14 protein-coding genes are annotated in these 12,839 nt (G+C 63.8%); 6 read left to right on the top strand and 8 right to left on the bottom strand.

From position 1 onward, the window contains the following. Positions 1-63: 63 nt before the first annotated feature. Entirely contained in the window at positions 64-1,929 is a 1,866-nt protein-coding gene (gene kup, locus FYK34_RS15845; protein ID WP_149298064.1) for a low affinity potassium transporter Kup, read from the bottom strand. Positions 1,930-2,232: 303 nt separating this feature from the next. On the opposite strand from kup, the gene FYK34_RS15840 reads away from it, so the two are divergent. Further along, the gene (locus tag FYK34_RS15840) at positions 2,233-3,939 is read left to right on the top strand and encodes a proline--tRNA ligase (RefSeq protein WP_149298062.1); all 1,707 of its coding nucleotides are present in this window, start codon (positions 2,233-2,235) and stop codon (positions 3,937-3,939) included. A gap of 119 nt (positions 3,940-4,058) precedes the next feature. Next, a complete protein-coding gene (locus FYK34_RS15835) occupies positions 4,059-4,655 on the top strand; it encodes a lytic transglycosylase domain-containing protein (RefSeq protein WP_168209837.1) in 597 nt (198 codons plus the stop codon). 47 nt (positions 4,656-4,702) lie between these two features. On the opposite strand, the gene FYK34_RS15830 is transcribed toward FYK34_RS15835, so the two are convergent. Continuing rightward, positions 4,703-5,200: a MarR family winged helix-turn-helix transcriptional regulator gene (locus FYK34_RS15830; protein ID WP_149298060.1), complete on the bottom strand. Its 498-nt coding sequence runs from the start codon at positions 5,198-5,200 to the stop codon at positions 4,703-4,705. Between the two features lie 215 nt (positions 5,201-5,415). Here FYK34_RS15830 and guaD point away from each other — a divergent pair, with 215 nt between their 5' ends. Continuing rightward, a complete protein-coding gene (guaD, locus tag FYK34_RS15825; protein WP_149298058.1) occupies positions 5,416-6,732 on the top strand; it encodes a guanine deaminase in 1,317 nt (438 codons plus the stop codon). 81 nt (positions 6,733-6,813) lie between these two features. Here guaD and FYK34_RS15820 read toward each other — a convergent pair whose 3' ends face one another. Continuing rightward, positions 6,814-7,242, bottom strand: a complete 429-nt coding sequence (locus FYK34_RS15820) for a carboxymuconolactone decarboxylase family protein (RefSeq protein ID WP_149298056.1) — start codon at positions 7,240-7,242, stop codon at positions 6,814-6,816. A gap of 4 nt (positions 7,243-7,246) precedes the next feature. Further along, a complete protein-coding gene (locus FYK34_RS15815; protein ID WP_149298054.1) occupies positions 7,247-7,504 on the bottom strand; it encodes a DUF2798 domain-containing protein in 258 nt (85 codons plus the stop codon). A 98-nt stretch (positions 7,505-7,602) separates the two neighbouring features. Between FYK34_RS15815 and FYK34_RS15810 the strand changes: the two genes are divergently transcribed. Further along, positions 7,603-8,496, top strand: a complete 894-nt coding sequence (locus tag FYK34_RS15810) for a LysR family transcriptional regulator (RefSeq protein ID WP_149298052.1) — start codon at positions 7,603-7,605, stop codon at positions 8,494-8,496. A 4-nt stretch (positions 8,497-8,500) separates the two neighbouring features. Here FYK34_RS15810 and FYK34_RS15805 read toward each other — a convergent pair whose 3' ends face one another. Genes FYK34_RS15805 through FYK34_RS15790 form a run of 4 tightly spaced genes read right to left on the bottom strand, consistent with a single transcriptional unit; the run spans position 8,501 to position 10,353 of the window. Next, complete coding sequence (locus tag FYK34_RS15805) at positions 8,501-9,022, bottom strand: RDD family protein (RefSeq protein ID WP_149298050.1); 522 nt, start codon at positions 9,020-9,022, stop codon at positions 8,501-8,503. After that, on the bottom strand, positions 9,019-9,417 hold the full coding sequence (locus FYK34_RS15800) for a DUF3106 domain-containing protein (RefSeq protein WP_149298047.1): 399 nt from the start codon (positions 9,415-9,417) through the stop codon (positions 9,019-9,021). The genes FYK34_RS15805 and FYK34_RS15800 overlap by 4 nt, the downstream gene beginning before the upstream one ends. Beyond that, entirely contained in the window at positions 9,410-9,790 is a 381-nt protein-coding gene (locus FYK34_RS15795; protein WP_149298045.1) for a DUF3619 family protein, read from the bottom strand. Before FYK34_RS15795 ends, FYK34_RS15800 begins: the two co-directional genes overlap by 8 nt. Next, the gene (locus tag FYK34_RS15790; RefSeq protein WP_149298043.1) at positions 9,787-10,353 is read right to left on the bottom strand and encodes an RNA polymerase sigma factor; all 567 of its coding nucleotides are present in this window, start codon (positions 10,351-10,353) and stop codon (positions 9,787-9,789) included. The genes FYK34_RS15795 and FYK34_RS15790 overlap by 4 nt, the downstream gene beginning before the upstream one ends. Positions 10,354-10,545: 192 nt before the next feature. Here FYK34_RS15790 and ilvB point away from each other — a divergent pair, with 192 nt between their 5' ends. Then, positions 10,546-12,312 (top strand): biosynthetic-type acetolactate synthase large subunit, encoded by a 1,767-nt coding sequence (gene ilvB, locus FYK34_RS15785; protein WP_149298041.1) that lies wholly within the window; start codon positions 10,546-10,548, stop codon positions 12,310-12,312. A gap of 10 nt (positions 12,313-12,322) precedes the next feature. Beyond that, positions 12,323-12,814: an acetolactate synthase small subunit gene (gene ilvN, locus FYK34_RS15780; protein WP_071111406.1), complete on the top strand. Its 492-nt coding sequence runs from the start codon at positions 12,323-12,325 to the stop codon at positions 12,812-12,814. Positions 12,815-12,839 lie beyond the last annotated feature (25 nt).

Genomic DNA, 12,839 nt, shown 5'->3' with positions numbered 1-12,839 from the left:
ACGAACCGGCAAACCAAAAAAGGCGCATCCCTGCGGATGCGCCTTTTGTCTGGGGCGGCAGGCTTACAGCTCTACCTGCGCGCCCAGCTCCACCACGCGGTTGGTGGGGATCTGGAAGAAGTCCGTCGCGCGCAGCGCGTTCTTGCTCATCCAGACGAATAGTTTTTCACGCCAGCGCGCCATGCCGGGGTGGCCGGTGGCGACGATGGTCTCGCGCGACAGGAAGAAGGACGTGTCCATCAGCTCCATCTCCAGGCCTTCCTTGGCGCACATTTCCAGCACCTGCAGCACGTTGGGGTCTTCCTTGAAGCCGTAGCGGGCCACCACGCGCCAGAACGAGGCCGACATCTGCACCACGTCCAGCCGGTCGTCTTCGGCGATGTAGGGCACGTCCTCGGTGCGCACCGTCATCAACACCACGCGCTCATGCAGCACCTTGTTGTGCTTCAGATTGTGCAGCAGCGCGTGCGGCACGCCATGCAGCGTGCTGGTCAGGAACACCGCCGTGCCTTCCACGCGCGCCGGGGGAAAGGCTTCCAGGTTTTCGATGAAGCCTTCCAGCGGCAGCGCTTGTTCGCGCAGGCGATGGAACAGCAGTTCGCGGCCGCGCTTCCAGGTGCTCATCAACAGGAAGATCACCGCGCCCATGGCCAGCGGCAGCCAGCCGCCGTCGGTGATCTTGTGGAAATTGGCGCTGAAGAAGGCGAAGTCGATCAGGCCGAAGAAAATGGTGATGCCCAGGGCCAGGGGCAGCGGCCAGCGCCAGTTGACGCGGGCGACCACGAAGAACAGCGCGGTGGTGATCAGCATGGTGCCGGTGACGGCGATGCCGTAGGCGGCGGCCAGGCTGCCGGAGGAGCGGAAAGTCAGCACCACCACCATCACGGCGATCAGCAGCAGCCAGTTGATGAAGGGCATGTAGATCTGGCCGATTTCCTGGGCCGAGGTGTGCTGCACTTCCATGCGCGGGCTGTAGCCCAGCTGGATGGCCTGGCGCGACAGCGAATAGGCGCCGGAGATCACCGCTTGCGAGGCGATGACGGTGGCCAGGGTAGCCAGCACGATCAAGGGCACCAGGCCCCAGTCCGGCGCGAGGATGAAGAAGGGGTTCTTGATCGCCGACGGATCGCGCATCAAGAGCGCGCCCTGGCCGAAGTAGTTCAGCGCCAGGCCGGGCAATACCAGGCTGAACCAGGCGCGGCGGATCGGCGTTTTGCCGAAGTGGCCCATGTCGGCGTACAGCGCTTCGGCGCCGGTCAGCGCCAGCACGACCGAGCCCAGGGTCAGGAAGGCGTGGAAGCCGTGCTGCTGGACGAAGGTCACGGCATGCAGCGGGTTCAGGCCATGCAGCACGGCCGGGGTGACCAGGATTTCCTTGAGGCCCAGCACGCCTATGGTGGCGAACCAGACCATCATCACCGGGCCGAACAGCATGCCCACCTTGGCGGTGCCGAAGCGCTGCAGCAGGAACAGGCCCAGCAGCACGCCGACGGACATCGGCAGCACCCAGGTTTCCATCGCCGGCGACAGCACTTCCATGCCCTCGGCGGCGGACAGCACGGAGATGGCCGGCGTGATGATGGCGTCGCCGTAGAACAGCGCGGCGCCGAACAGGCCCAGCAACACGATCTTCCAGCGCGCGGCGTGGGTGGTGTAGTGGCGGGCCAGCGCCATCAGCGCCATGATGCCGCCCTCGCCGCGGTTGTCCGCGCGCAGGATGAAGGCGACGTATTTGATCGAGACCACGAAGATCAGCGACCAGAAGATCAGCGCCAGGATGCCGAAGATGTTTTCAGGAGTGGTGGGAATGTTTTGGCCGGTGAAGCATTCACGCAGCGTATACAGCGGACTGGTGCCGATGTCGCCGTAGACCACGCCCAGCGCGGCCAGCGTCAGGCCTGCCATAGCCTGTTTTTTGTGATCCTGCATAAGTTTCCATTGCGGTTGTTCATCGCTCTTGCTGCCACGGCGATGGATGGGCCGGATGCATTTTGGACCTGCGCCGTAATCATAGTGGATGGCGGCGGAGAAATATAAAGGCCGTAAAAATGCTCGGAGCGCGCAGGTTACTCCAGAGCGAGAGGGCAGCCAAGAGGACGTAGACCTGGCGCGAGCAGGGTTGTTGTACCGCAACAACTGTTGTTGCGGTTGCGCCCGGCCGGGCCGCGCTTGGCCGCCAAGGCTGGACGACGCTACAATCATAGCCATTTAGCCGAATTCCAAGGACGCATCATGCGCGCATCGCAGTTTTTCATTTCCACCCTGAAGGAAGCTCCCGCCGACGCGGACATCACCAGCCAGAAGCTGATGATGCGCGCCGGCTTCATCCGCAAGCAGGCCGCCGGCATCTATTCGTGGATGCCGATGGGTCTGCGCGTGCTGCGCAAGGTTGAGGCCATCATCCGCGAGGAAATGAACCGCGCCGGCGCCATCGAAGTGAGCCTGCCGGTGGTGCAGCCGGCCGAACTGTGGCAGGAAACCGGCCGCTGGGACGCCATGGGCGCCGAGCTGCTGCGCTTCAAGGACCGCCACGAGCGCGACTTCGCGCTGCAGCCGACCGCCGAGGAAGTGATCACCGACATCGCCCGCCGCGAGCTGAAGAGCTACCGCGCGCTGCCGAAGAATTTCTACCAGATCCAAACCAAGTTCCGCGACGAGCGCCGTCCGCGCTTCGGCGTGATGCGCGGCCGCGAATTCACCATGAAGGACGCGTACTCGTTCGACCGCAGCGCGGAAGACGCCGGCAAGAGCTACGACAATATGTACGCCGCTTACCGCCGCATCTTCGACCGCTTCGGCCTGAGCTACCGCGCGGTGGCGGCCGATACCGGCGCCATCGGCGGCGATCGTTCGCATGAATTCCAGGTGATCGCCGACACCGGCGAAGACGCCATCGTCTATTGCCCGACTTCCGAATACGCCGCCAATATCGAGCTGGCCGAGGCCGTGGCGCCGGCCGGCGAGCGCGCCGGCGCATCGGCCCCGCTGAGCAAGGTGCACACGCCCAAGGTCAAGACCATCGCCGAGCTGGTGGACTTCCTGAAGATCGACATCAAACAGACCGTCAAGGCGGTGGTGGTGGAAGGCGAAGAGGACGAGGCCGTGCTGATGCTGGTGCGCGGCGACCACGAATTGAACGAGGTGAAGGCGCAGAAGATCGCCGGCATCAAGAACCCGCTGACTTTCGCCAGCCCGGCCGCCATCCGCGACGCCTTCGGCGCCAATCCGGGCTCGCTGGGCCCGGTGGGCTTCCAGGGCCGCGTCATCGCCGACCGCACCGTGGCCAAGATGGCCGACTTCGTCATCGGCGCCAACGAGGACGACCAGCACTACACCGGCGCCAACTTCGGCCGCGACTGCGCCGAGCCGGAAGTGTTCGACATCCGCAACGTGGTGGAGGGCGACCCGTCGCCGGATGGCCAGGGCGTGCTGGCTATCCAGCGCGGCATCGAGGTGGGCCACGTGTTCTACCTGGGCACCAAGTACTCTGCCGCGATGAACGCCACCTTCCTGGACGAAGACGGCAAGCCCAAGCCGTTTGAAATGGGCTGCTACGGCATCGGCGTGACCCGCATCCTGGGCGCCGCCATCGAGCAGAACTACGACGACAAGGGCATGATCTGGCCGGATGCCATCGCGCCGTTCGCGGTGGTGGTCTGCCCGGTGGGCTATGACCGCTCCGAAGCGGTGAAGGAAGCCGCCGACAAGCTGTACGCCGAGCTGACCGCCAAAGGCGTGGACGTGATCCTGGACGACCGCGGCGAACGCCCGGGCGCCATGTTCGCCGACTGGGAGCTGATCGGCGCGCCGCACCGCGTCACCATCGGCGACCGCGGCCTGAAGGAAGGTAAGGTGGAGTATCAGCACCGCCGCGACAGCGAGGCCACCGCCGTCGCCGCCGACGCCATCCTGGACCACGTGCTGTCCAAGCTGGCGTGATGAAACGGCCCCCTGGCTCTCTGCTCTGTGAACCGCTGCGCGCAGGCGCGGCGGTTGGTGCCCCTCTCCCTCGAGGGAAGAGGGGGCGGGGGAGAGGGGGCGCGTTTCGCGCATGGGCGCTGGTGGCTTTGTTGCTGCCGGTTTTCGCCCATGCCGGCGCACAAAAGGAGGAGGCGCTGTCCGCCAACGTGGCCACGGCGATGAGCCGTTCCATCTCGGACGTCAACGCGCCGCGGCTGGTGTTCGACAATCCGCGCGAAGGCCAGGCCTGGCTGGCGGAGATGTCGTCGCGGCTGCAAAAGAAAATTCCAGATGCCTGGGTGCGCGAGCGTCTGCTCACCGCCATCCAGTACGAGTCGGCCAGGGCCGGCCTGGACCCGCAGCTGGTGCTAGGGCTGATCCAGGTGGAGAGCGGCTTCAACAAATACGCCGTTTCGGCCGCCGGCGCGCGCGGCCTGATGCAGGTGATGCCGTTCTGGACGCGCCATATCGGCACGCCGCAGCATAATCTGTTCGATCTCAGCACCAATCTGCGTTACGGCTGCACCATTCTGCGGCACTACCTGGACATCGAACGCGGCAATCTGTACCGCGCGCTGGGCCGCTACAACGGCAGCCTGGGCCAGCCGGAATACCCCAATCTGGTGATCGGCGCCTGGAAGCGGCGCTGGGCGTGGGCGCCGCCTCCAGCCCTGCGCACGGCCTCCCTGCCATGAAAAAACCGGCCGTCAGGCCGGTTTTGCTTTTCAACCGATCAAGGCGCTTAGTCCTCTTGCGCCTGCAGCATCTTCTTCAGCAGGCGAGCCAGCGTCTCGCGCTCTTCGCCGTCCAGCATTTCCAGCAGCTCCGACTCCGCCGCCAGATGATGGCCGGCCGCATCTTCGATAACCTGCAGGCCCTTGGGCGTCAGCGTGACGATGACGCCGCGGCGGTCATCCGGGTCCGGCGAGCGGTGCACCAGACCGGCCTCTTCCAGGCGGTTGATGCGGTTGGTCAGCGCGCCGGAGGAAATCAGCACCATGCCCTGCAGCTGGTTGGGAGACAGCTGATAGGGCTCGCCGCGGCGGCGCAGCGCCGCCAGCACGTCAAATTCGCCTACATTGAGATTGTGGCGGGCCAAATCCTGCAGCACGCGGCGGGTGATGAAGTATTCCATCCGCACGATGCGGCCGATGACTTGCGTAGCGGAGGTGTCGAGATCGGGACGGACTTCGTTCCACAAGGCGACGATGCGGTCAATCTGGTCTGGTGCTTGCTGCATGCTGCTAGTTCCTGATCAAAGGTAAACGCGGCGAATACGGTCGGGCGCAAGAGTATCACGACTTCAAAATATACTATCTTCATGTAAAGAAAACTTGCCGCAGATCATCCGCGTCTCAAGGCAAGGCACTTGTCTAAGCAGCCAATCGAAGATATATTTATAAGTGAAGAATCTTTATGTAAAGATAAATGCCGCATGCGCGGCGGGAGTGAAGCTTGAAGACAGCGGTACGCGGCGATGTGCTGAGTTTCCGGGGCAACCCGTTCCGGGAGGCGGAAGGCGATTGCCTGGCGTTTCAGCGCGACGCGCTGGTGGTGATGGAAAACGGACGCATCGCGGCATGCGGTCCGGCGGCCGAGCTATTGCCGGCGCTGCCGGCCGGGGTGGCGGTGGCGCATTATCCGGAGCACCTGATCCTGCCGGGCTTCATCGACTGCCATGTCCATTATCCGCAGACCGAGATGATGGCGGCCTACGGCGAGCAGCTGCTGGACTGGCTGCATCACTACACCTTCGTCACCGAGCAGGGCTTTGCCGATGCGGAGCACGCGAGAGAAGTGGCGCAGGTTTTTGTCGGCGAACAGCTGCGCAACGGCGTGACCACCGGCTGCGTGTTCGGCACCGTGCATGCCGGTTCGGTTGACGCGTTGTTCGAAGAGGCGGCGCGTCATGATCTGCGTATCTTGGCTGGCAAGGTGTGCATGGACCGCCATGCGCCGGAGGCCTTGCTGGACACGCCTTTGACGGCTTACGAGGATTCGCGCGCGCTGATCCAGCGCTGGCATGGCCGGGGCCGCGCCGAATACGTCATCACGCCACGTTTCGCGCCGACTTCCAGCCAGGGCCAGCTGGAGATGCTGGGCGCGCTGGCGACCGAATTCCCCGACGTTGCCATCCAGTCGCATATCTCGGAAAACCTGGACGAGATCGCCTGGGTCAAGCAGCTGTTTCCAGGCTGCCGCGACTACGCCAGCGTCTACCAGCGTTATGGCTTGTTGCGGCCGCGCGCCATCTATGGGCACGGCATCCATTTGACCGACGAGGAGCTGGACGCCTTCCGCGACAGCGGCGCCTCGCTGGCGCATTGCCCGACGTCCAATTTCTTCCTCGGCTCCGGTTGCCTGAATCTACGCCCTTGCGTGGAGGCGGAACGGCCGATTCCGCTTGGTCTGGGAACCGATCTGGGCGCCGGCACCAGCTTCTCCATGCTGCAGACCATGAACGCGGCCTATATGGCGGCGCAAAGCCACGGCAAGCCGCTGTCCGCTGTCCAGGCCTTTTATCTGGCCACCCGCGGCGGCGCCGAAGCGCTGGGCATCGCCGACAAGGTGGGCAGCATCGCGCCGGGCATGGAGGCCGATCTGGCGGTGCTGAATCTGCGCTCCACGCCGTTGCTGGATTTCCGCATGCGCTACGCCCGCGACCTGTCCGAAGCCTTGTTCATCCAGATGATGCTGGGCGACGACCGCGCGGTGGCGGCGACCTATGTGGCTGGCAAGCCAGTGTATCGGCGAGACGCCGGCCGAGAGTGAGTGGCGAAAAAGGCGAAGGGCTAGGGCCCTCCGCCTGTGGGTAACTTCCGGCTTAGCGGCTGTCTGTGGATAAACGATGGCTTACTGCCTTACCGCTACCGCGATGCGGGTGAAGGCGTTCATCAGCGCGATGGCCAGGGTCAGGTCTGACATTTCCGCCTCGCTGAAGTGCTCGCGCACGCTTTGATACAGGCTGTCCGGCGCGCGGCTTTCGGCGATGCGCGTCATGGCCTCGGTCCAGGCCAGCGCGGCGCGCTCGCGCGGCGTGAACGCGCCGGCTTCCGCCACGTCCCAACCACCCACCATGTCCAGCTTCTCCTGGCTCTCGCCCTTGCGGCGCAGCGCATGGCTGTGCAGCTTCAGGCAAAACACGCAGCCGTTGAGCTGGGCGATCCTCAAATAAGCCAATTCAATCAAGGGCAGGCCCAGCGGGCTTTCCGCCAGCGCGTTCTTGCAGGCCAGCAGGCCTTGGTAAGCCTTGGGGGACAGCTGGGTATAGTCGATTCTCATGATTTCATCCTTTCGGGTTCAGTGCCGGTCGTGCGCCGGCGGACAGGGCGGGCCTGTTGAGCAGGCGCAGCGTCAATTTCTGCACTGGCGGCGCCAGCAACAGGACGGCGATAAAAGCGGCGGGCCAGGCGGAGGCAAAAGCGTGAAACCAGCGGGCGAGGAAATCAGACGTCAGGCCCAGGTTTAGCCATGTCACCCAGGCGGTCATCAGGAAGGACATCGCCGCCGACATCAGCAGCGAAAACAGCAGGCGTTGATGCATGGCTTGGCTCCGGTCAAGTTTCGATGAGCAGAGTCTAGTCAAAGATTAATTATGAAAATAGAATCAAAAAATCAATTTCAAATTTCATAATTGAAATCATGCTAGATGATCTGGACCTGTTCGTGGCGATCGTGGATGCGGGGAGCCTGCGTGCCGCTGCGCAGCGCTTGGCCATGCCGGCGCCCACGCTGACGCGGCGGCTGCAAGCTTTGGAGGCAAGCTTGGGCTGCAAGCTGCTGAACCGCAGCGCCCGCCGCATGACGCCAAGCAATGAAGGATGGCAGTACTACGAGCAATGCAAGCCATTGCTCTCCGCGCTTCGCCAGGCGACGGAACGGCTGGACGCGACGCTGCACCAGGTGGAAGGCGTGGTCAGGCTGCTGGCTCCGTTGAGCATGGCCAATGACCTGCTGCTGCCGGTATGGGAGCGCTTGCTGCGGGAACATCCCGGCCTGCGCCTGGAACTGAGGCTGAGCAATGATTTGGATGATCTTTACCGGGGTATGGCTGACTTGGCGTTGCGGGTGGGGGAGCAGACGGATGTGTCGCTGCAGCAGCGCCGGCTGGGCCGAGTGCGCACCATCCTGGTGGCCGCGCCGTCGTATCTGGCCGCGAACGGCGAGCCGCGGGCGCCGGCTGAATTGGCGCCGCATCGGCTGTTGATGGCCGAGCCGTTCCAGCATTGGAGGCTAAGGCATAAAGACAGCGGTGAGGAGCAGGACTGGCCTGCCGCGCCTCGCTTGCAGGCCAACGATATGCTGCTGGCGAGAAGATTGGCCGAGCGCGGCGCCGGCATCGCCGTCAGTCCGCTCAGCATCTGCCATCGGCAGCTTGCGGACGGCAGTTTGCGCCGGGTGCTTGGCGAGTGGGAGATCGATGCGCGGCCGGTCTATGCCGTTTGGCCGCAGCGGCGGGTCTTGCCGGCGCGGGTGCGGGCGGTGTTGGACGCGCTGCTGGCTTTTGCCGAGTCGGAGCCGCAGCTGCGGGACTGACGTCTTACTTGCCGCGGCGCGGCGGCTTGGGCAGCTGCACCAGCCGGGTGCCGGCCAGTCTGTCGTGCAGGTGGCGGCCATCCTTGTCGTAATAGCGGGCGAGGAAGGGCAGCAGCCACCAGATCAGCGCCAGCCACTTGGCGGCCGGGTGGTCGCCGTAGCTGCGCTGCCAGCCCAGATAGGAAATGATGGGCATGCCGACGAACAGCATGGCGGCCACGACGAAGCGCATCAGCGCCTGTTGCCAATTGAGGAGCCGGCCATCGACCGTGACCAGGCGGATATGCCAGGTCTTCATCGCGGCGGTCTGGCCGCTGCGGGTCCAGCAATAGCCAAAGTAAGCGAACAGCACGCCGGCGGCAGCCAGCTGGATCAGGCTGTGCAGCAGCCACGAGTCCTGGCCCAGCAGTTTTTGCAATGGGGTGAGGATGGCGGTGCTGATCAGCAGCATAGCGACGATCAGCAGCGATTCGTAGAACAGGCTGGCCAGGCAGCGCGCCAGGCTGGGGGAGGCGGTCTCGTTCATTTGGCGGCGGACGCGTCGGTTTGAGCATGCAGCTGGCGCAGGCGGCGCATGACTTGCGCGCGCTGCTCCGGCGTCATTTGCTGTAATTTCTTCCAGTTGGCGCGGATTTCCAGTTTTTGTTGCGGCGTCAGGCTAGACCAGGTTTTGAGCTTCTGCTGCGCGCGTTGCTGTTCGTCCGGTTGCAGGCGGGACAGGCTGGGCACGATGGCCAGCAGGCTCTGCTTCTTGTCCGGCGCGTAGCGGTTCCATTCGCCGGCCAACGGCGCCAGCGCTTGTTGTTGTTGGGTGTCCAGCTGGTTCCAGTCCGGATTGACCGGCGGCGAGGCGTAGGCGCCAGCGGGGGTGAGCAAGCCAGCCAGGCATAGGGCCGCGAGCAAGCGTCCGGCTTTACTCATGCAGCCCCCGGCTGAAGTGCGGCTCCAGCAGCGAGTCCAGCGGCAAGTCCTGTGACAGCACGGTGGCGTCCACCGACTCGGTTTCCACCAGCAGGCCTTCCGCCAGCATGGTGCAGGCGGCGGCGATGGCGGCGAAGCCCAGCGCGGCGCCGCTGCGGCGCAGCGTCACCAGATGGCGTTGCGCCCAGAGCGACAGCTTTTCGTGCAGGCTGGCCGGTTGGGCGGCGCGGACGGCGTATTGCGCCAGCGCGCTTTGTCTGGCGGCTCTCAGCCTCGACAGCTGCTGCGGCGTCGGATCGGCGCTGGGGTTGTCGAGAATGCGGGTGATATGGTTCGGCAAATGGTCGCCCGGGCTATCGCTGGCGTGTTTCATAGCAGTACTCCCTTTTGCGCAAGAATGGCGGCCAGGGTGTGGTTGGCGCGCGAGCAATGCGTCTTGACGCTGCCTTCCGAGCAGCCCATGACCTGGGCGGTTTCGGCAACATCCAGTCCTTCCCAGTAACGCAGCAGAAATGCCTCGCGTTGACGCGCCGGCAGCAGCTGCAGCGACGCGTCTATCATCTGCGCCACTTCCTTGCGCTGGTACCACTGTTCGGGGTTGGTGTGCGCCTCGTCGGCGGCAACGTCCAGCGTTTCCAGCGGGTCCTGCGAATCGTCTTCGGCGTGGGTGGGAATCAGGGAGGACAGCAGGGTGCTGACGAAGCTGCGCACCTTGCTTCGGCGATAGTGGTCGCGGATGGTGTTTTGCAGGATGCGCTGAAAGATCAACGGCAGTTCGTTCGCGGGCGCGTGCGCGTAGCGATCGGCCAGCTTCATCATCGAGTCTTGCACGATGTCGAGCGCATTGTCTTCCTGCCGCACCGCGTACAGGGCCTGCTTGAAGGCGCGTTTTTCTACCGACTCGAGGAAGTCGGCCATTTCCTTGCGGCTTGCCATCTGTGCGTTTCGGGTTGATGCCAACCAAAGATGGTAACAGAGCAGGATAGACTAGGCTAGTCCGTTTTTTCTCCTGAAATAACCGGGATTTAGCGCGTTTTTGCACCTGCACAAAAGCACTTGACCATGCTTCGAGCAATACGCTAAGGTCTTTGAGCAAACGGGATGAAATTAATACGAAATAGAGGCGATATGCAGATATCGGGCGCCGAAATAGTGGTCCGTTGCCTGCAGGAAGAGGGGGTCGAATTCGTCTTCGGCTACCCGGGCGGCGCGGTACTGGAAATCTACGATGCCATCTTCCGGCAAGACAAGTTCAAGCATGTGCTGGTGAGGCACGAGCAGGCCGCGGTGCATGCCGCGGATGCCTACTCGCGCTCCAGCGATAAGGTGGGCGTGGCGCTGGTGACCTCGGGTCCGGGCGCGACCAACGCCGTCACCGGCATCGCCACCGCCTATATGGACTCCATCCCCATGGTGGTGATCTCCGGCCAGGTGCCTTCGCCTGCCATCGGCCTGGACGCGTTCCAGGAGGTGGACATGGTGGGCATCACGCGGCCGTGCGTGAAGCACAACTTCCTGGTCAAGGACGTGGGCGAGATCGCCGCCACCATCAAGAAGGCGTTCTACATCGCCAAGTCGGGCCGACCCGGCCCGGTGGTGGTGGACATTCCCAAGGACATTACCCAGGCGCGCGCCGAGTTCCGCTATCCGGACAGCGTGCACATCCGCTCCTACGTGCCGGCCACCCGCGGGCACAGCGGACAGATCAAGAAGGCAGTGAACCTGCTGCTTGATGCCAAGCGTCCTTACATCTACGTCGGCGGCGGCGCGGTGCAGGGCCGCGCCGAGGCCGAAGTGACCGAGCTGGTCCGCTCCCTGAATCTGCCGTGCACCAACACCCTGATGGGCCTGGGCGCCTATCCGGGTTCGGACCGCCAGTTCCTGGGCATGCTGGGCATGCACGGCACGTACGAAGCCAATATGGCGATGCAGCACTGCGACGTGCTGATCGCCGTGGGCGCGCGTTTCGACGACCGCGTGATCAGCGTGCCCTCGCATTTCCTCAGCCAGCCCAAGAAGATCATCCATATAGACGTCGATCCGTCTTCGATCTCCAAGCGCGTCAAGGCCGACATACCCATCGTCGGCGACGTCAAGCTGGTGCTGCGCGAGATGCTGGAACAGCTGAAGCAATCCGGCCAGAAGCCGGATGGTTCGGCGCTGAACCAGTGGTGGCGGCAGATCGAGGAGTGGCGCGGCCACGATTGTCTGCTGTATACCCCGTCCAACGAGCTGATCAAGCCGCAGATGGTGGTGCAGACGCTGTATGACATCACCGGTGGCCAGGCCATCGTCACCTCCGACGTGGGCCAGCACCAGATGTGGGCGGCGCAGTACTACAAGTTCGACCGGCCCAAGCAATGGTTGAACTCCGGCGGCCTCGGCACCATGGGCTTCGGCCTGCCGGCGGCCATCGGCGCGCAGCTGGCCAATCCGCACGCGCAGGTGGCCTGCATCACCGGCGAGGGCTCCATCCAGATGAACATCCAGGAGCTGTCCACCGCCAAGCAGTACCACACCCCGGTCAAGGTGGTGGCGCTGAACAACCGCTACCTGGGCATGGTGCGCCAGTGGCAGGAGTTCTTCTACGGCACTCGCTATTCCGAGTCCTACATGGACGCGCTGCCGGACTTCGTCAAGATCGCCGAGGCCTACGGCCACGTCGGCTTCAAGGTGGAGAATCCGGCGGACGTGGAGCCGGTATTGCGCGAGGCGTTCAGCGACAAGCTGAAGGAGCGCCTGGTGTTCCTGGACTTCCGCACCGACCAGTCGGAAAACGTGTTCCCGATGATCCAGAACGGCAAGGGCCTGGATCAGATGGACCTGCCGCCGCACATGCGCGCGATCCAGCAGGTGCCTTTCGAGAACAACCGTGACTACGGCAATATGTGCTAAGGCGGCCGGCATGCGACATATCTTATCCATACTTCTGGAAAACGAGGCGGGCGCGCTGTCGCGCGTCGTCGGGCTGTTTTCGGCCCGCGCCTACAACATCGATTCGCTGACAGTGTCCACCACCGAGGATCCGACGCTGTCGCGGATGACCATCGTCACCCACGGTTCCGACGAGGTCATCGAGCAGATCACCAAGCAGCTCAACAAGCTGATCGAGGTGGTCAAGGTGATAGATCTCAACGAATCCGAGCACATCGAACGCGAGATGATGCTGATCAAGGTCCGCGCCGTAGGCAAGGACCGCGAGGAGATGAAGCGGATGGCCGACATCTTCCGCGGACGCATCATCGACGTGACGGAAAAGACTTACACCATCGAGCTGACCGGTACGAGCGAGAAGCTCGGCGCCTTTATCGAGGCGGTGGACCGCACAGTGATCCTGGAAACGGTCCGTACCGGCGCATCCGGCATCGGTCGAGGCGAGCGGGTTCTGAAAATCTGAGCAGGGCTGCAAGTCCCTTAGCAAA

The organism is Chromobacterium paludis, from assembly GCF_008275125.1.
Taxonomy (GTDB): domain Bacteria; phylum Pseudomonadota; class Gammaproteobacteria; order Burkholderiales; family Chromobacteriaceae; genus Chromobacterium; species Chromobacterium paludis.
Note: the sequence above shows the minus strand (reverse complement) of the source record. Positions and strands in the feature narration are given on the sequence as shown.